We start from the raw sequence: 17,558 nt of genomic DNA, 5'->3' as shown, positions 1-17,558 counted from the left end.
ACCTGTGCTTCGGCCCTGCCGACACCAGCGACGAGACCCTCATCCGCATCGCCGGGACCCGGTGGGCGATCGAGGAGTGCTTCCAGACCGCGAAGACCGAGGTCGGCCTGGATCACTACCAGGTGCGTCGCTACGACGCCTGGTACCGCCACATAACACTCGTTCTGTGCGCCCACGCCTACCTCGCCGTCACCGCCGCCCACGCCAAAAAGGGGGCACCGAACCCGACCAGGACGGCCTCATACCCCTCACCCTCGGCGAGGTCCGACGTCTCCTGGCACACCTGATCACCACCACCCGACCCTTCGACCACATCCATCGATGGTCACGATGGCGACGCCGACACCAGCACCGCGCCAAAACAGCCCACTACCAGCGAAGACTCCACCTCCACCAGATGCGGCTGGAGTACTAGTACTCCAACGTCACTTGATCTTCCGGCTGGGTTTGTGGCCGAGTCTGCGCCGGTGCCAGCCGATCCAGCTGCGGACCCGGTAGTGGTTCAGGCCGACCTGGCCTTTGCCGGTCTGGAACAGTTCCTCGATGCTCCAACGGAAGTCGACGACGGTGACGATGGTGTGCAGCGGCACCGGGCAGGGTGACCAGCGCGCGGGCGGTCCGCAGTTTGTTCGACTGGCGCTCCGTGCGGACGGCCCGTGCAGGATGGGCCCTGTTGGCCGTCCGGCGCGACCGGCATCACGGCCCGACGGCCCCGACGGCATCCACGACGAGAGTGCCGCTGCGCACCATGATCTCCACGGTGTGCGTGCCGGCGCCGAGGTTGCGCAGGGCGTACGTCTGATAGAACTCGGGCGAGGCGAGCGTGCGCGCTGCGGAGTTGACCACCGTACCGTCCACCGTGACCTGTAGGACGGCCGAGCCGTTGTTCGGCCCGCTGATGTCCAGTCCGGTGCCGGCGAACGTGTAGGTCAGCGTCGAGCCGCTTCCCTGGCTGGTTGACAGGCTTCGCTGAACGTTGTACATGCCCTTACCGTTTTCGTGCGCCCAGGACCCGCCGTACACCAGCTTCCTGGCGGGCGGGTTGGCCAGGTCGGACATCTCCAGGTTGTCCAGCGCCTCGGAGTAGTACGACGGGCTTCCGTCGACCGTCTCCACCCGGAGGTTGTCAAACCTGGTGAAGTAGTAGCCGCTGCCCAGCGTGATCCGGCCGGACAGCTTGGGATTCGGGTCGGTGTAGGTGGCCAGTGTGACGCCGTCGAGGTAGGCGGTCACAGTGCTTCCGGCGCCCTTCAGCGCGATGTTGTGCCACGCGTTGTGAGCGGTGTTGAACCCACCGATCCGCACGCCGCCGGCGCCGCTGACCACGTTGCCGCTGGCGACCGCGCTGTTGTTGACCAGCAACTGCCAGCCCCCGTCGAAGGTGAACCTCACCGAGTACGGCGCACCGTTGTCACCGTGCTGCTCGCGGATGCCCAGCCGGGCGTGGTTGGCGCCGTTCTGGGTGCTGCTGTTCTCGAAGGAGACGTCGACACTGGCCTTGTAGTTGAGCCACCGGCTGTCACCGATCCTGGTGACCGCGTCCCCCCCGTTCCACGCACCGCCCAGGCCCTGGCTCGGGCCGTCCAGCTGCTGGCGCAGCACGTAATTGGTCGATCCGTCCGGCTGGTACGCCTCGAAGGCGCCGTTGCGGTCGCTGGCGTAGCGCGGGATGACGCTCTTGGCGCCGCCACGCGAGGTGATGAAGTCCTCCGTGCCCGTGATGGTGCCGCCACTGCCGATCACCGGGACCGTCTTGCCGGAGTAGTCGAAGCCGTCGGCGTAGAGGATGTTGTCGCTGGTGCTCTGCACGTCGCCGGAGATGTCGGTGTCCAGCACGGTGCGCTGGCCCTCCACCGGCAGAGGTTCCAGGTACTCGGGCTTGGTGTGGTTGGCCAGCGTCGTCACGGTGACGACCGAGTTCGGCCTGACCGTCACGGAGTACGCCCCGCCGTCATCGGCCGGGACGCTGCCCACGTGCTTCAGGTAGTTGGCGTTGAACGCCTGGCCGGGGTCGGCCGCGCGGGTTTCCCACAGCTGTAGGGCCGGAGTGCCGGAGTAGGCCATGTTCACCGGCTGGAGGCGGTACGACTGGGTGTACTCGCTGTCGTTCATGAAGACCGTGGAGAAGTTGCGCCGGTCGGGCGCGGCGAGCGTGAGATAGCTGGGCGTGCCGTTGCGTCCGACCACCGGGTTCGTCCCGGTCGCTCCGGTGTAGCTGGATTCGGGGACGGCGCGCCAGATACCGGCCGTGTTGCTGGAGTTCTCCCAGCCGGTCTTGGCGAACCAGCTGAAGTGCCGCAGCACGTCGATGGCGGCGTCGTAGTGCAGCCAGCCCGACCAGGGATCACGGGCGCTGACGACCTCCTTGTAGGAGTACTGCCCACCCTCGTAGAAGGACCCGATGGCCGGTTGGTAGATGAAGTTGGTCCGGCGCGAGTTGACGAATCCCTTGATGATGGTGTTTCCCATTTCCAGCGCACTGTTGGTGCCGCCGATGCCGGTTCCGACCACCGAGGGGGACCGCATGTTGTTGTGGGGGCGGAAGGAGGAATTGCCGAAGGTCGCCTGTGCTTCGCTGTTCCAGATCTCCTTGTCGTAGTCCATCGCCAGGCGCTTGAAGTTGCCGGCGCTGTCGTCGTCGGGGCTGTAGTGGTAGCCGGCCGCCGCCACCACGTCGCGCAGGCCGGCGTCGCTGATCATGCTGCCGCCGAACGACCCGACTCCGACCTCGTCGGAGATGACGACCTTGAGCTGGTTGTACCGGGATTGCTCTGTCGAGTTGGCGAAGTCGGCACTGTCGGTCCTGACCCGGTTGGCATAGGACTTGGTCCAGTTCAGGTCCGCCCCGCGCTCGTTGAGACCCGGGTTGACGTAGTCGACCATGAACCCGTAGGTCCGGTACGCGCTCAGGATGGTCTTCTTGAACCAGGTGTAGACCTTGTCGTTGCTGTTCACCCAGCCGGGGGAGTTCCAGCGCAGCAGGGACACCTTGACGTTCGGGTTGACCTTCTTCGCGTCGGCCGCGAGTTGGAAGCCCTGCGCACGCTTGACGTTGGGGGTCTCGGACTCCCAACGCATGGTCGAGGGGTCCGGTCCGGTGGAGTTGTTGCGGTCGTTGCCCATCTCGATCTTCACGTTGGTGAAGACCGGACTCTCCCCACCGAAGAGGACCCGCAGCAGCTGCGCGTACGCGGTCGGGCTCTGGGCCTTGTAATCCATCAGCAACTCGCTGGTGCTGTTGGCGCTGAGCGCACCGAAGCCCTTGAACGTCAGGCCGTTGACGTTGCCGGCGCGGATGTTGTTGCCGTCCACCGTGATCGTGCCCGATCCCGGAGTCGACACGTCAGTGACGATCCACTGCTGGTTGGTGCTGCCGCTGCTCGCGTACTGGAGAAGGTTGGCGCCGTCGGACGTGCTGCCCCCGCCATCCAGGTACAGCCCGGTGGCCCGGTTCCTGAACTTGACGTAGCCGCCGGAGTCCTCCCGGGTCCACTGCTGGTTGGTGCTGCCGCTCTCACTCCACTGGCCGCAGATGGATCCGCCCGTCGTGCGGCCCATCCCGTCCAGGTACAGGCCGGTGGCCCGATTCTTGAGCCGGACGTAGTCGCCGACGGCATCGATCGTCCACTGCTGGTTGTCGCTGGACGACGAGGAATACTGGCCGACCGCGGCGCCGTTGGTGGTCCGGCCCATGCCGTCGATGAACTTGCCGGTGGTCCGGTTGCCCAGTTTGACGTAGGTGGCGGCCAATTCCATGGTCAGGCCCACTGGCGTGGACGCGACAGGCATGGCTAGCACGTACGTCAGGGCAAGCGCTACGACCGACAGCATGCTCAGCGCGGTGGGCCTGACGCGGGCACGGCGCGGGCGGGCTGCTCCCGGAGTCTGCCGAGGCGGAGCGGATCGAGGGCTGGTCATGAGATCTCCAGTCAACCGGTCAAGGTGTGGCAGGCGACGCCTCGGACTCGCCGGCCCGCGGTGTCCAGAGGTGGCACGTCATGGTCTGATCGCATCGATCTATATGTATACCATCCCGATCGAGAGATGCCAGGAACGGACCGAGACGTTCAAGAAAGATCAGACTCGACCATCAACGCGGTGGCCGTCCTCATGCCCACGCCGACCCTCGCGCCGGGTCACCACCCACCGGATGAGCGCCGAGCTGGATCAGGGACCGACCGACAATGAGCCCTGGTCGACGGCGGCGCTGCGCCAGCCACTCCACAACGTGGAGCCGCCGCCGGCATGGCCGACCATCAGCTCGTCGGGCGAGATCCACGCGGTCTCTGCGGTCATGTCCAACCCCCTTCGACGATGCGGTCGTCCGGCTTCCCCGGTGGGAGTCGGATGTGGGTGCTCGTCACCCGGCACCCCCGGGTGCCGCAGACGTCCCGCTTCCGCGGCACCCGGGGTGCCCCGTGTCAGAAGCGTGTGTCAGGGGTCTTGGACAAACCTTGCAAGAAGCCTGAGATCCTCTGCTGATCGGCACGAGGTCGCTGACGTCGGGGGCCCCGGCGGCCCGGCCGCCCCGATTCACCGATCGCGTGTCGATCAGGCCGGTCGGGCCCGGACGTGCAGCCGCTCCCCCTGCGGGCCGAAGAGGCTGAGGGCCTCGGCGACGCCGGGCCCGGGGTTGAGCACGAGGTGCGGAACGCGGGTGTCGAACTCGGCCACCTCGCCCGGGGTCAGGGTCAGGTCGCGGTCGCCGAGCAGTAGGCGCAACCGGCCGGAGAGCACGTAGAGCCACTCGTACCCTTCATGGGTCTGCTGGGTCCGCTCCCCCGCGGTCGGATCCGGCGGGAAGATCTGCTTGAACGCCCGCAGACCACCCGGTCGGCGGGTCAGTGGCAGGAACGTGACGCCGTGGATGACGATCGGCTTGGGACGGACCCGGGGGTCGCCGGTGGCCGGCGCGTCCACCAGCTCGTCCAACGCCACCTGGTAGGCCCTCGCCAGCGGGAGCAGCAGTTCCAGGGTGGGCCGGCGGCTGCCGGACTCCAGCCGGGACAGGGTGCTCACGGAGATGCCGGTCAGGTCGGCGAGCTGGGTCAGCGTGGTCCCGCGCTGGTGGCGCAGGGAGCGCAGCCGTGGGCCGACGGCCGCCAGCGCGGCGCTGTCCTCGTTTGCCATAACGGCAAGAATACTTGCCAGTCTTTCGGTGACGACGGATGGTGGGCTCAACCGACAAGGTCAGAGGGAGAACCGGTGGACGAGACATACGACGTGGTGGTGGTGGGCGGCGGCGCCGCGGGGCTCAGCGGGGCCCTGGCGCTGAGCCGGGCGCGACGGTCGGTGCTGGTGATCGACGCCGGCGAGCCGCGCAACGCGCCCGCCGGCCACGTGCACAACTACCTGGGGCGCGAGGGGACGCCGCCGGGCGAGCTGTTCGCGGCCGGGCGGGCCGAGGTCGCCCAGTACGGCGGGCAGTTCCGCGCCGGGCTGGTGCGGGCCGCGACCCGCGACGACGACGTGTTCCGGCTCGACCTCGACGACAGCAGCTCGGTGCGGGCCCGTCGACTGCTGGTGGCCACCGGGCTGACCGACGAGCTGCCCGACGTGCCCGGGCTGGCCCAGCGGTGGGGACGCGACGTGCTGCACTGCCCGTACTGCCATGGTTGGGAGGTCCGGGACCGGCGGATCGGCGTGCTGGCGACCGGGCCGCTGGCCACCCACCAGGCCGAGATGTGGCGGCAGTGGAGTTCCGAGGTGCTGCTCCTGCTGCACGACGCTCCCGCACCGGATGCGGAGGCCGCCGAGCGGCTCGCCGCCCGCAGCATCGCCGTGGTGCCCGGTCCGGTCGCCGCCGTGGAGGTGACCGACGACGTGCTGACCGGCGTACGGCTCGCCGACGGGCGGGTGGTGGCGCTGGACGCGGTGGTGGTCGGGACGCGGCTGACCCCCCGCGCCGGTCTGCTGGTGGGGCTGGGCCTCGCTCCGGAGGAGGTGACGATGGGTGAGCACGTGATCGGTGCGCAGATCCCGGCCGACGCCACCGGGGCGACGAGCGTGCCGGGTGTCTGGGTGGCCGGCAACGTCGCCGACATCCGCGGTCAGGTCATCACGTCCGCCGCCGCCGGTCTGGCCGCCGGCGCGGCGATCAACGCCGATCTCATCGCCGAGGACACCCGCGCGGCGGTGGCCGCGTACCGGCAGGTGGTGGCCACCGCGTTCGAGGAGCCGGCGTGGGAGGAGCGCTACCGGTCCAAGCCCGCGGTGTGGAGTGGCCGGCCCAACCCACAACTGGTCGCGGAGGTCGCCGACCTGGCGCCGGGGCGCGCACTGGACGTGGGCAGCGGTGAGGGCGCCGACGCGGTGTGGCTGGCCGAGCGGGGCTGGCGGGTGACGGCTGTGGACATCTCCACCACCGCGTTGAGCCGCGCCAGCGCGCACGCCGACAGCGTCGGCGTCGGCGACCGGATCGAGTTCACCCACGCCGACCTGCGCGACAAACCGCCCGTCGAGCGGGCGTACGACCTGGTGTCCGCACAGTTCATGCACCTGCCCCCGGTGCAGCGGGGGGAGTTGTTCGCCCGGCTGGCCGATGCGGTGGCACCCGGTGGCGTCCTGCTGATCGTCGGGCACCACCCGTCGGACCTGTGGACGTCGGCGCGCCGGATGCACATGCCGGACATGATGTTCACCGCGCAGGACGTGGCCGCCACCCTGGACCCGTCCGACTGGGAGGTGCTGGCCGCCGAGTCCCGTCCCCGCCCAGCCACCAACCCAGACGGCGAGCAGATAACCCTCCACGACGCCGTCCTCCTCGCCCGCCGCCGCTAGCCCGCTCCAGCCCCGTCGATCATGGAGTTGTGGTGCCGGAATGGTGGTGGTCCACGACCTATGTCACCCACCACAACTCCATGATCGACGCGGGAGAGGGAGGCTCCGCGAGACGTGGCGGGGCGGGACTTCGCATGCGATCGGCTCGGCGGTAGCGTTGCGCCACACTGACGGCCCGCGGGGCAGGCGACCGCCGACCCGCACGCCCCCGATCGTACGGAGGATGGCGCATGTCCATCGGCGCTGAGCCGCACGCAGCACGCGACGATGCGGCCTCCCGGCCGAGCTTCGAACTCGCCCTGCGCGGCTATGACAAACGCCAGGTGGATCGGCACCTGGAGCAGCTCGACGGTCAGATCGCGATGCTCAGCGGCGAGCACGGTCGCTCCGCGGTCCGGGTCCGTGAGCTGACCGCCGAGGTGCAGCGGTTGCGCACCGAGCTGGCCGAGATGCGGGAGCAACCGGTGCAGGTGGACCGTGCCTCGATCCACGACCTGGGCCCGATGGTCGCCGAGATCATGACGCTCGCCGACAAGCAGGCCGCCATGATCATCGAGTCGGCCACCGACCGGGCGAACGAACTGCGCAGCGAGTCGGAGCGGATCCTCGCCGACACCCGTGAGCGGGCCGCCCAGGCACGGCAGGACCTGTCCGAGGAGTTGGCGACCCGCCGTTCCGAACAGGAGCAGGCGCACGAGGAGCGGCGCACCCTGGCCGAGGCCGAGTTGACAGCGATCCGCGAGCACGCCGAGCAGTTGCGCGCCGACGGTGAGGCGGCACACGAGCGCGCCCAGCACGAGGCGAAACGGATCACCGAGCAGAGCGCCCAACAGCTCAACCAGACCCGGGTCGCCGCCGACGCGCTGATGAAGTCCGCCCGTACCCAGATCCAGCAGGAGCTCCAGTCGGCCCGCTCCAAGAACCAGCAGGAGATGGCCCAGTGGCAGGCCGGCGTGGAGCGGGAGGTCAACGAGCGACGCACGGCCGCCGAGCAGGACATCGCCGAGCAGCAGGCCGCCGCCGAGCAGGAGCTCGCCGCGCAGCGCAGCGCCACCGAACAGCAGATCGCCGCACTGCTGGCCGAGGCGCAGCAGCACGTGACCGAGCTGCGTAACCGGGCCGACGAGCAGGCCGCCACGCACCAGGAGCAGCTCACCGCCCTCCAGCAGGACATCGCGGAACGCCGGCAGGAGGCCGAGGAGCTGCACGCCGAACTGGACACCGCCCGCCAGCAGCTCGCCGAGATCCAGCAGGAGGGCGAGACACTGGAGAACGAGCTGTCGCGGATGCAGCAGCGGCTCAGCGAGGTCCGCCGGGACCTCACCGCCGAGAGCGCCCGGCTGGACGAGGCCCGCCGTGCCGGGGACTCCGCCGAACGGCACGCCAAGGAGGTACGCGCCCGGGTGCAGCGGGAGGCGAAGCGGGTGGCCGACCTCGCCGCCGCCGCGGTCATGGCGGCGGCGGCCGGTGGTCCGGAGACCGCCGAGTACCCGATGGTGGGCACCCGGTCCGGCATCGACCGGCCAAGCGCCGACCGGACCGGTCCCGCACGGGCCGACGGCGACCGCTCCGGCGACGACCAATCCGTTACTGATCAGCCGAGGGCCGACCGGTCCGGTGCCGAGCCCGCCGACGGCGAGCGCGCCGACGGGCCGACCACAGTGGACGAGCCGGTGGCCGTGCCCACCGACCGGGCACCCGTCCCGGACGGGCACATCCAGGAGCCCGAGCGCATCTTCACCCGGCCGGACGCCCCGACGCCCGTGCCGTTCCTGGCCTTCGGCCAGCCGGTCAGCGAGAACGGCGCCACCCGGCACTGACCTCGGCCACCGTCGTCCCGGGCCCGGGGCGCACTCGCACGGGCCCGGACGGTCCGGTCGTCGTGGTCGGCGTCGTGGTTACTGCCGCTCCCACTGCTCCTTGGTGATCTCGTACCGTACGCCTCCCTGCTCGGAGCCCTCGATCATCTCCATGTCGGAGGGAGTAGGGATGGCGTCCGCGAGCGTCATTTCGAGCTTCTCCATGATGTTGCGCGATCCGTGGTTCACGGCCATCGTCTCAGCCCAGACCATGCGCACACCGAGTTCCGTGAACGCCTTGCCCAGCAAGGCACGCGAACCCTCGGTGGCATAACCGTTGCCCCAAGCCGCCTGCCGCAGACGGTAGCCGAGTTCGACTTCGTCCAGCGGGCCCTCCGGCTCGGGACGCAGGATGAACCAGCCGATGAACGCGCCGCCGTCCTTCTCGTGCGCGGCGAACAGTCCGAGATCGCCGTCCCACTTCTCGTACCCGGCGAGGATGTTCGGGAGGTAGCGCTCACGGATGACTTCCGGCGCGGTCGGGTTGCCGCCGGTCAGGTAGCGCATCACCGCCGGGTCGCTGTCGAGCTCGATCAGCAGGTCCGCGTCATCGGCAGTGAAACGGCGCAGGGCCAGGCGCTCGGTCTCCAGGTAGGTGTCCACGGGTCGATCATGTCTGAAGCAAGTCGGGGTAGCCCAACGGTTTTGCTCGGCAACTCGCGGGCGTTGCCAGGACGTCCGCCGTCCCCGTCGTGCTGACTGCCTCCGAGCGCAACCGGCTGAAGAAGATGGCTTACGGCCACAAGACCCCGCATCAGACCCGGCAGCAGGCAGCTCGCGTGCGGCAGACAGCTCAGGAAGAAGGTCGGGGCGACCGGGCGAGATAGCTCTCCAACTCGGCTACCTCAACGTCGCTGAGGACCGGAGCGAAGTCGAGACACTCACCCGGATAGATGGCGGTGCCGAAGCCGGCCACTGTGACGAACCAGGCGCCCTCGTGGCTGTACCAGTGCGCCTGCCCCGCCGCCCCGTGGTTGACGACGTCCTCCGCGGCTGTGGATGCACCGGCCGAGACGATCCGCACCCACTGCCCGTCGCGCCCGTAGGGCGGCTGCGGGATCTCCACGTCCAGGTGCTCTCCGACGATCCGATCCGTCGGCACGCCGAACAGGCGGGCCGCGCCCTCGCGGGCCACCGTGCGCACCTCCCTCATGCTGCGGGTGACGCCGACCTGCGCCTCTCCTTCGGGTCCTTCGACCAGCACCGCGTAGGAGCGGTCCGGCTCGTGGCGGACCCGTGCCCGGAACCGAAGCGGGACATCAGCCAGCCAACGATGATCCCTCACCCACCACCGCCCCTCGGCACCGGTCGACCTGGGGCGATTCTGCCCGGAACCGGGTCGCCGGTCTCCTCGGAACTGGCAGGCTGGGCTGGCCGCCGCGCACCAGCGGCGGCCGCCGGCCTGCCCGGTGACCGAGAGGAGCGCCCGGTGACCGACCGACCTGAGGAGTTCGACCTGCTCGTCGTGGGCGGCGGCAAGGCCGGGAAGACGTTGAGCATGGACGTCGCCCGCGCCGGGCAGCGGGTCGCCATGGTCGAACGCGGCATGATCGGCGGCAGCTGCATCAACGTCGCGTGCATCCCGACGAAGGCCCTGGTGACCAGCGCCCGGGCGGCCCGCCTGCTGCGCGGCGCGTCGGCGCTCGGCCTGAGCGTGCAGGGTGGACGGGTCGACGTGGACCTGCTGCGCGCGCACAAACAGGACGTCGTCGAGGGGATGGTGGCTGCCAACCGGCAGCAGTTCCTCGACTCCGGCCTGCACCTGGTCATCGGCGAGGCCCGGTTCGTCAGCCCCCGGACCGTACGGGTGTCGCTCGCCGACGGCGGTGAGCGGCTGCTGCGCGGCGACGACGTGGTGATCAACACGGGTACGCGTCCGCATCTGCCATCCGTACCCGGGATGGCCGAGGCCGGTGTGCTGACCAGCGACGAGCTGCTGCGCCTGGATCGGTTGCCGGCCCGGCTGGTGGTGCTCGGCGGCGGCACCGTCGGGGTGGAGTTCGCGCAGATGTTCGCGTCGTTCGGCAGCGCGGTGACGCTTGTCGAGGGCGGCCCCCGGCTGCTTCCCCGGGAGGACCCGGACGTGAGTGACGCGGTGCTGCGGGTCTTCCTCGACGACGGCGTCGACGTGCGGGTCGGCATCGCCGTGGCCCGCGTCGACCGTGACGTGGACGGCACGCTCCGGGTGACGCTTGACGACGGCAGCCTGGTGACCGGAGATGATGTGCTGGTGGCGGCCGGGCGGGAACCGGTCACCGACGGGCTCGGCCTGGACGTGGCCGGCGTACGCCTCGACGAGCGGGGCTTCGTGCAGGTCGACGAGCACCTGCGCACCAGCGCCGAGCGGACCTGGGCGGCCGGTGACGTCGCCGGCAGCCCGCAGTTCACCCACGTCTCGCTCGACGACTACCGGATCATCCGGGCGAACCTGGTGGGAGGAGAGCGCAGCACCGCCGACCGGCTCATCCCGTACACCGTCTTCACCACCCCGGAGCTGGCCCGGGTCGGCCTCACCGAGACCGAGGCGCGCCGCGCCGGGTACGACATCGAGGTGGCCCACCTGCCGGTCGCCGCGATCCCCCGGGCGCGTACCCTGCGCCAGACCCAGGGCATCTGGAAGGCGGTCATCGACACCAGCACCGACCGGATCCTCGGCGCGGCGCTGCTCGGCGCCGAGGCCGGCGAGGTGATCACCTCCGTGCAGTTGGCCATGCTCGCCGGGATGCCGTGGACCGCCCTGCGCGACGCGGTCATCACCCACCCGACCATGACCGAGGGGCTCAACCTGCTCTTCGCCTCGCTCAAGCCCCGCCCGGTCCGCTGAGGGCCGCGCCTTCCGTCGAAGCGCTCACACAGGTTGCCTACCCGGCGGCTTGCCCCTTCGAGCCCAGCCCACGAAACGGTCGAACAACTCGCGCGGGCTGGGTCCGTTCGACGGGTCCAATTGGTGGATGTCCTGGGCGGCCTCGCAGAACATGCTGGCCAGATAGATGGTCAACCCCGACAGGTTGCCGTCGAACTCGGCCGCGAGCCGCAGCCGTGCCTCGCGGCAGGGCCAGTGTTGTCCGTCTGACCGGCAAGACCACAGAGGGCGCAGCGGGGTGTGCGGCGTTTCGCCGTCCGCCGCCGGACCATCGGCCTGCCGACCGGACGGGTGTACGAGTCGAGCGCTCACCGTTGACCGGCGAGGTTCGCCCGGATGGCCGAGGCCAGCACCTGGTGCTCGAAGCAGGATCCGGTGCCGCAGTCAGGCGGGTCGTGCCGCACGCACGCGTGGCCTCGCACCCACACCCGGCCGCTGATCTCGTCCGGGCGAGTCGCCACGACGGTCACCAGTTCGTCCCACCGTGCGGGCGTGGTGGGCTCGGGGAACCACTCCCCGGCCAGCAAGAACAGCTTCGTTCCGGCGGGGACCTCGCTTGATCGGCACATTGCGTCCACCCCAAGGGTTGCGTGGTGGCCGACAAGAACACAAACCCCGGCGGCCACCACAACCAGCGGCTACGACAGATCACGCCCCGTCCGGCAGCGATCCGCCGCGCCCATTCGTGCCGGCCGAAGAACGACCGACTTGGGTAGCGTGGTCGCTACGCTGAGCGTTGTGGCAGCCGTGAGCAGTGGGCCCACCCGGCAGCACACGCCGGAGGGCGACATGGACGGTTTCGGCAACACCCTGAGGCAGCGCCGCAAAGCTGCCGGGTGGTCGCTACGGAAGTTCGCCGAGCTGACGGCGTACGACTTCGGCTACCTCGGGCAGATCGAACGCGGCGACCGACCCGCCAATGCCCTGGTGGTGGCCGCCTACGACCGCGCGTTGGCAGCTGGCGGCGCACTGGAAACGGAGTACGCGACAAGGCCGCCAGGCGACCGGGACATGGGCAGAGGGACGATCCTCCAGGCGATGGGCGCGTTCGCTGCGGCGCCCGCCGTGGATCGGCTCGTCGACTGGGAAACCCTGCGGCAGGGGTTCGGTGCCGCCGCCGATCTCGACTTCGATGAGTGGGCTGAGATCGTCGCAGACTACGGCCGCGGCTACTACCGTCGTCCACACGACGAGCTTGTGACCCAGCTTGGCCGGGATCTGACCGTGTTGCAGCACCAGATCGCCGCCGATCGTGGAGACCGCCGGCCACTGCTGCTCCGCGCCGCTGCCCGCCTGGCGGTCATCGTGGCGCTCCGCCTGAACGCGTCTGGGCAGGCCGTGCTCGCCGGCAGGTGGCGGGCGAGCGCGCACCGCTTCGCGGACGCGTCCGGGGACGTGGAGACCCGGGTCCTCACCCGGGCCTGGGACGTGGTGAACGGTTGTTACGACGGTCGGACGCCGGCCAGCGTGGTGGCGCTGGCCGATCAGGTCCTACCACTGATCGACGGCAGGTCTTCGGCAGCTATCTGCGGGCTGCTCGCCGGCCGGGCTCAGGCACTTTCGCTGGCTGGTCGACATGCGGACGCGGTGGCCTCCGTGCGGTCCCTCGCCGAGCAGGTGGAAGCTCTGCCCGCCGCCGTCACCGCCGAGGTGGAGTCGCTGTGGGGGTGGCCGGAGCACCGGCTGCGGCATACCGAGTCGTGGGTGTACACCCACGCCGGTGAGCAGCGGGCGGCTGCGGTCGCACAGCAGCGTGCCCTGGAGCTGTACCCACCGTCGCAGCATCGGCTACGCACGCAGGTGCAACTGCACCAGGCGGCGGCGTTGTGCCGCAGCGGGTCCATCCCCGACGGGCTGCGCCTCGCGGCGGACCTGCTCGACCACCTGCCCGCCGAACAGCACAACGAGATCGTCCGGGCAGTCGCACGACAGGTTGCCGACGCCGTGCCGGAGACCGAGCGGCACCGCCCGGTGTACGGCGAGCTGATGGAGCGGGTACGCGGCTAGCATCCGGGCATGGCCCTGACCTACGCGACAAGCCACGGCCACGACGCGGCACGCTTCTTCGGACCGCTTGTCGACCTGTACGAGTGTGTATACGCCGAGCCCCCGTACGAGGAGGGCCCCGACCAGGTGTCCCGTTTCCGCGACAACCTGCCCGGCGAGGCCGCCCGGCCCGGTTTCACCCTCGTGACCGTCGCCGAGGATTCCGCCCTGGTCGGTGCGGCCTACGCGTGGACCATGTCGGCCGGGAACTGGTGGTCCCGAGCCGACGACGAACCGCCCGCCGAGATCCGTGCGGCGTCGAAGCTGGCGGTCATGGAGTGGATCGTCCACCCGCTGCGCCGTGGCGAGGGAGTCGGCGCGGAGTTGATGCGCCGACTGCTCGCCAATCGGCCGGAGCGGTACGCCACCCTCGCCTCCGACCCTCGCTCGCGCGCCCGTGAGATGTACGCGCGCAACGGGTGGCGGCAGGTCGGCACGTCGGTCCTGCCGTGGGGCCCGCCCATGGATCTCCTCGTCCGCGACCTTGATCCGAAGCCGGTCCGCTGAGCGTCGCACGGCACGCTGTGCGTGGAGGCGTTGGTCTCAGCTTCGTGCCGTCCAGAGCGACACGGCCGATCCTGACCATGCCGAGCCTCTGCGCGAGGTGCAGCGACTGGAGGAACAGGTCCGCCCGGTTGCTGACACACGCCCTAGCGGATTGTCACCGACTCCCCGACCGGGATGCGCGCGTACTCGGTGCCGCCCTTGAAGTCCAACCAGCCGTCGAAGTACTCCTGGCCGAGCTCGTTGAGCGTGGCGTCGTGGATCGGGAACGCCCGCTTCGGTCGCACCGCCCGCACGAAGTCCAACGCCTCGCCGAGCTTGAGCCAGGGTGCGGCAGCCGGCACGAGCAGCGTCGCCACCGGTGACGGCGGGACGAACAGCGAGTCGCCCGGGTGGTAGACCGTGCCGTCGACGACGAACCCGAGGTTGGCGCAGCCGGGCAGACCGTCGTAGATCTCGGCGTGTGCCCCACCCACGACGTCGACGGCGAACCCGGCCGCCGTGAACCGTTGCCCCGCGTCGACGGCGACCGCTGCGCCGCCCAGCTCGGGGGCCGACTCGACCGCTGCCGACGGCAGGTACACCCGGAACGCGGAGTTGCGCCGACTCGCCGCCACGAGCTTGGCGATGTCGAGGTGGTCGGGGTGCTCGTGCGTCACCAGCACCTCGTCGACCCCGTCGAGCGCTTCGGCCTCCGAGAACGTCCCCGGGTCGATCACCAGCACCCGGTCGTCCGCCTCCAGGCGCACACAGGCGTGACCATATTTGATCAAGTGCATGCGTCCACTATGGCAGGAACGCTCGACGGCGGGGGCCCTGGCATATCGGGATCATCCTGAATGCGTGATCACAAGACACACCAGGCGGGTTGTCGGTTACTGGGACGCACTCCTAGCCGGCGATCTCGTCGCGTACCCGTTGTTGGAAGGCACGGGCCTGTGCCCCGGTGGGCGGGGGCCCGCCGTGGCGGGCGGCGACCGCCCGGCCGATCACCTCGGCCGGGTCACCGGCGTCGATCAGCCGCTCACCGGCCGCGACCTTGGCCAGCCAGACGCCGTCGCGGTGGCGCACCAGCGACCGGCAGGCGCCGAGCACGGCGTCCTCGGTGCCGGGCGCGGGCCTGTCGTCCGGTGGGGTCGGCAGGGCCAGCCACCAGGACAGCGCGTCGACGAGCAGGCGGCGCAGGTCGGCCGGGGCGAGGTCGGCGAAGGCGTCCGCCGCCGGCGGGCCGAGCAGCGGCAGCCCACTCTGGCGCAGGATGCTGCGGTCCAGCCCGTACCAGAAGCGGCCGTCGCCGACCGGCCGGTCGGCGGGGTCGAGGGTGCACCGGAACGGCATGCCGGACCCGGTGTTCAGCTCGACCTCGAAGCCCGGCTCGGGGGTTCCGGAGGCGGCCACGTCCCGCCGGTACGCGACGAGTTCCAGCCCGCGCGCCGGGCAGGGCAGGGCCTCGTGCCGTAGCCGCGCCACCAGCGTCCGCTTGGCGGCGTCGGTGAGCGGTCCGGCGCTGACCAGCGCCACGTCCACGTCGCTGCGGCCGGCCTGGTACGCGCCGAGCCCCACCGAGCCGGCCGCGTACGCGCCAACCAGGTCGGCCCCGAGCACGTCCCGGGCGGCGGCGACCAGGTCGTCCAGGTAGTGCTGAAGAGCGGAGTCCACGGGCCATCATGGCGCACGGGTCGGAGCCGGGCGGGACTACCCCGCGTAGAGCAGCAGCAGACCGGCGACGGTGTAGGCGACCATCAGGGCCAGCAGCGGGAGTTGACCGGCCACCGCACGGGCCCGGGGGAACAGGTACAGGGCACGGTCGTGGGCGAGCAGCGTGCCGACCAGGTGTCCGAGGACGATGACGGTGATCTGGAGGCTGGCCACCCCGGAGGGCGTGACCAGCCCGGTGTACGGCTCCCGGTCGGCGGTGCCGAGCCAGTTGGCGCCGGTGCCCAGCGGGTCGGAGAGCAGCGCGACGGTGCGTTGGCCTTCCAGGATCAGCAGCGAGTAGTAGTGCGCCACCACGTAGCCCACCGCGATCGGCACTATCGAGTGGGCGATCTCGCCCGGCACCGCTCGGGCGTCGGCCGGGTCGGCTCGCCCGATGCGGGCCGCGGCCGCGGTGGCGAGCAGATACGCCACCGCGACGGCGGCGAGGACCAGGAGCAGCCCGCCGCTGCCGGTGACCGCCGGGTGCAGGCCGTTCTCCTGGCTGAAGCGCAACCAACCCGGTGCGTTGGAGAGGCTGTCGTACATTGTCGAGCCGAGCAGCACGATCACCACGGCGACCAGCCCGGGGCGGGGCCGCAGGCCGGCGATCCCGTCGAGCGGGTTGCGCCAGAGCAGTACGCCGTCGGCGGCACGGCCGATCGGGGCGAGCTGACCGACCAGGGTGCTGTACACCTCGAAGGGATCGGCGCGGTCGAACCAGCCGGCGCCGAACAGGCTCGCCCCGACCAGCATGACCACCGCGTACGCGGCGAGCCAGGCGGTGATGACCGGCAGGGTGGCCCGTTCGGGTGCGACGAGTTCCAGCCAGACGAACCCGAACAGCGTGACGGCGCCCGGCCACAGCCCCACGCCGGGTGGCAGCTCACGAAGCCCACGGTCCGGGTCGCGGCGTGCCGCCAGCGCGACGAGCAGATGCGCCGTACGCAGTGGGTTGAGCGCCCGCCAGACCGGGCCGAGCAGCAGTGACAGTGGAGCCAGCCCGACCCAGAGCAGCACGTAGAGCGCGCCGGCGCTCGGGTTGTCCGCGGTGTCCGGCCCGCCCAGCAGACCCAGGCAGAACCAGGCGGCGGCGAGCAGGCCGAGCCCGCGCAGCGTCCACCGGAACGGTGGTGCGTCGACGAGCCGGGCGAGCGGTCGCGGCACCGGGTGGCCGCCTGTCGCGTCCCGGTCGAGTCGGGGCTCGCGCCAGAGCAGGCCCAGCGCGAGGAACGTGACGACGAGGGTCAGCGCGGCGGCGACGACCAGCTGCGGCAGGGTGATCGGCAGGTCCTGGCGGCCACCGACGCCGTGTGCGAGCAGCGTCGCGGGGTCGCTCATCTCGTTCAGCGGACGACGAGCTGGAAGAGCACCAGCTCGGTCTCGTGCGTCTCCACCTCGAACAGGCCGGTCTTGTCGGCCCGGAACTCCACCGAGCCGGGCTTGCCGGCCGGCAGTCGGGCGCCCAGGTCGTAGCCGTGCACGTGCAGCTCGTCCGACACGTCCGAGGTGACGGTGATCCGGACCAGCTGTCCCTTACCCACGGTGATCCGTCCGGTCGGCGGGCTGATCCGCCGCTTGGCGATCGTCACGACGATCGCGCGGTCCGCCGCCCGTGCGCTGGGTGACGGGCTGGCCGTCGGGGTGGGCGCGGTGGTGGCGGCGCTCGGCGGGGCGGCGGACGTGGCCGGCGCGGTGGGGGTGGCCCCGGACGGGTCGTCGTCGTGCCCGCAGCCGGCGATGAGCAGGGCGGCGAGGACACCGGCGGCAAGGGTGGCGGCGGCGCGGGGGGTGGGGGTGCTGACGAACAC

General features: G+C 70.7%; 16 protein-coding genes and 1 pseudogene. 6 read left to right on the top strand and 11 right to left on the bottom strand.

Features of this window, described 5'->3' with window-relative positions; genetic code table 11:
• A pseudogene (locus AB0A95_RS31880) lies at positions 1 to 287 on the top strand (IS701 family transposase); the annotation flags it as partial.
• 138 nt (positions 288 to 425) lie between these two features.
• On the opposite strand, the gene AB0A95_RS31875 reads toward AB0A95_RS31880, so the two are convergent.
• The 4 genes from AB0A95_RS31875 to AB0A95_RS31860 all read right to left on the bottom strand — a co-directional run bounded on the left by AB0A95_RS31875 (position 426) and on the right by AB0A95_RS31860 (position 5,130).
• Positions 426 to 590, bottom strand: a complete 165-nt coding sequence (locus tag AB0A95_RS31875) for a hypothetical protein (RefSeq protein WP_357559444.1) — start codon at positions 588 to 590, stop codon at positions 426 to 428.
• A gap of 106 nt (positions 591 to 696) precedes the next feature.
• Positions 697 to 3,831 (bottom strand): RICIN domain-containing protein, encoded by a 3,135-nt coding sequence (locus tag AB0A95_RS31870; protein WP_357559443.1) that lies wholly within the window; start codon positions 3,829 to 3,831, stop codon positions 697 to 699.
• Positions 3,832 to 4,167: 336 nt separating this feature from the next.
• Positions 4,168 to 4,296 carry a hypothetical protein gene (locus AB0A95_RS31865; RefSeq protein WP_357559442.1) on the bottom strand — a complete coding sequence of 43 codons (129 nt, stop codon included), beginning with the start codon at positions 4,294 to 4,296 and terminating at the stop codon, positions 4,168 to 4,170.
• A gap of 255 nt (positions 4,297 to 4,551) precedes the next feature.
• Positions 4,552 to 5,130 carry a helix-turn-helix domain-containing protein gene (locus AB0A95_RS31860; protein ID WP_357559441.1) on the bottom strand — a complete coding sequence of 193 codons (579 nt, stop codon included), beginning with the start codon at positions 5,128 to 5,130 and terminating at the stop codon, positions 4,552 to 4,554.
• Positions 5,131 to 5,205: 75 nt separating this feature from the next.
• Between AB0A95_RS31860 and AB0A95_RS31855 the strand changes: the two genes are divergently transcribed.
• Both AB0A95_RS31855 and AB0A95_RS31850 read left to right on the top strand, forming a co-directional pair.
• Positions 5,206 to 6,780, top strand: a complete 1,575-nt coding sequence (locus tag AB0A95_RS31855; RefSeq protein WP_357559440.1) for a bifunctional NAD(P)/FAD-dependent oxidoreductase/class I SAM-dependent methyltransferase — start codon at positions 5,206 to 5,208, stop codon at positions 6,778 to 6,780.
• A 230-nt stretch (positions 6,781 to 7,010) separates the two neighbouring features.
• Positions 7,011 to 8,600: a DivIVA domain-containing protein gene (locus tag AB0A95_RS31850; RefSeq protein WP_357559439.1), complete on the top strand. Its 1,590-nt coding sequence runs from the start codon at positions 7,011 to 7,013 to the stop codon at positions 8,598 to 8,600.
• A 78-nt stretch (positions 8,601 to 8,678) separates the two neighbouring features.
• Here AB0A95_RS31850 and AB0A95_RS31845 read toward each other — a convergent pair whose 3' ends face one another.
• Complete coding sequence (locus tag AB0A95_RS31845) at positions 8,679 to 9,242, bottom strand: GNAT family N-acetyltransferase (protein WP_357559438.1); 564 nt, start codon at positions 9,240 to 9,242, stop codon at positions 8,679 to 8,681.
• Positions 9,243 to 9,432: 190 nt separating this feature from the next.
• The gene (locus AB0A95_RS31840; RefSeq protein ID WP_357559437.1) at positions 9,433 to 9,924 is read right to left on the bottom strand and encodes a hypothetical protein; all 492 of its coding nucleotides are present in this window, start codon (positions 9,922 to 9,924) and stop codon (positions 9,433 to 9,435) included.
• 144 nt (positions 9,925 to 10,068) lie between these two features.
• On the opposite strand from AB0A95_RS31840, the gene AB0A95_RS31835 reads away from it, so the two are divergent.
• Positions 10,069 to 11,463 (top strand): FAD-dependent oxidoreductase, encoded by a 1,395-nt coding sequence (locus AB0A95_RS31835; RefSeq protein ID WP_357559436.1) that lies wholly within the window; start codon positions 10,069 to 10,071, stop codon positions 11,461 to 11,463.
• A gap of 347 nt (positions 11,464 to 11,810) precedes the next feature.
• Here the strand turns inward: AB0A95_RS31835 and AB0A95_RS31830 are convergent, their stop codons facing one another.
• On the bottom strand, positions 11,811 to 12,071 hold the full coding sequence (locus AB0A95_RS31830; RefSeq protein WP_357559435.1) for a hypothetical protein: 261 nt from the start codon (positions 12,069 to 12,071) through the stop codon (positions 11,811 to 11,813).
• Between the two features lie 169 nt (positions 12,072 to 12,240).
• Here AB0A95_RS31830 and AB0A95_RS31825 point away from each other — a divergent pair, with 169 nt between their 5' ends.
• Positions 12,241 to 13,509: a helix-turn-helix transcriptional regulator gene (locus AB0A95_RS31825; RefSeq protein WP_357559434.1), complete on the top strand. Its 1,269-nt coding sequence runs from the start codon at positions 12,241 to 12,243 to the stop codon at positions 13,507 to 13,509.
• A gap of 9 nt (positions 13,510 to 13,518) precedes the next feature.
• Positions 13,519 to 14,055, top strand: coding sequence for a GNAT family N-acetyltransferase (locus AB0A95_RS31820; protein ID WP_357559433.1), 537 nt, complete (start codon positions 13,519 to 13,521; stop codon positions 14,053 to 14,055).
• 143 nt (positions 14,056 to 14,198) lie between these two features.
• On the opposite strand, the gene AB0A95_RS31815 is transcribed toward AB0A95_RS31820, so the two are convergent.
• The 4 genes from AB0A95_RS31815 to AB0A95_RS31800 form a co-directional block, all read right to left on the bottom strand.
• Positions 14,199 to 14,831: an MBL fold metallo-hydrolase gene (locus tag AB0A95_RS31815; RefSeq protein ID WP_357559432.1), complete on the bottom strand. Its 633-nt coding sequence runs from the start codon at positions 14,829 to 14,831 to the stop codon at positions 14,199 to 14,201.
• Positions 14,832 to 14,943: 112 nt separating this feature from the next.
• The gene (locus tag AB0A95_RS31810) at positions 14,944 to 15,711 is read right to left on the bottom strand and encodes a nucleotidyltransferase domain-containing protein (RefSeq protein WP_357559431.1); all 768 of its coding nucleotides are present in this window, start codon (positions 15,709 to 15,711) and stop codon (positions 14,944 to 14,946) included.
• Positions 15,712 to 15,747: 36 nt separating this feature from the next.
• Positions 15,748 to 17,088, bottom strand: coding sequence for a hypothetical protein (locus AB0A95_RS31805; protein WP_357559430.1), 1,341 nt, complete (start codon positions 17,086 to 17,088; stop codon positions 15,748 to 15,750).
• A gap of 5 nt (positions 17,089 to 17,093) precedes the next feature.
• Complete coding sequence (locus AB0A95_RS31800) at positions 17,094 to 17,558, bottom strand: hypothetical protein (RefSeq protein ID WP_357559429.1); 465 nt, start codon at positions 17,556 to 17,558, stop codon at positions 17,094 to 17,096.

It is taken from the genome of Micromonospora sp. NPDC049230, from assembly GCF_040647875.1.
Lineage (GTDB): Bacteria > Actinomycetota > Actinomycetes > Mycobacteriales > Micromonosporaceae > Micromonospora.
Note: the sequence above shows the minus strand (reverse complement) of the source record. Positions and strands in the feature narration are given on the sequence as shown.

Coding starts and splice junctions, on each gene's coding strand:
- AB0A95_RS31870 (WP_357559443.1), bottom strand. CDS start 3,831: ATGCTGTCGGTCGTAGCGCTTGCCCTGACGTACGTGCTAGCCATGCCT.
- AB0A95_RS31865 (WP_357559442.1), bottom strand. CDS start 4,296: ATGACCGCAGAGACCGCGTGGATCTCGCCCGACGAGCTGATGGTCGGC.
- AB0A95_RS31860 (WP_357559441.1), bottom strand. CDS start 5,130: ATGGCAAACGAGGACAGCGCCGCGCTGGCGGCCGTCGGCCCACGGCTG.
- AB0A95_RS31850 (WP_357559439.1), top strand. CDS start 7,011: ATGTCCATCGGCGCTGAGCCGCACGCAGCACGCGACGATGCGGCCTCC.
- AB0A95_RS31830 (WP_357559435.1), bottom strand. CDS start 12,071: ATGTGCCGATCAAGCGAGGTCCCCGCCGGAACGAAGCTGTTCTTGCTG.
- AB0A95_RS31820 (WP_357559433.1), top strand. CDS start 13,519: ATGGCCCTGACCTACGCGACAAGCCACGGCCACGACGCGGCACGCTTC.
- AB0A95_RS31815 (WP_357559432.1), bottom strand. CDS start 14,831: ATGCACTTGATCAAATATGGTCACGCCTGTGTGCGCCTGGAGGCGGAC.
- AB0A95_RS31805 (WP_357559430.1), bottom strand. CDS start 17,088: ATGAGCGACCCCGCGACGCTGCTCGCACACGGCGTCGGTGGCCGCCAG.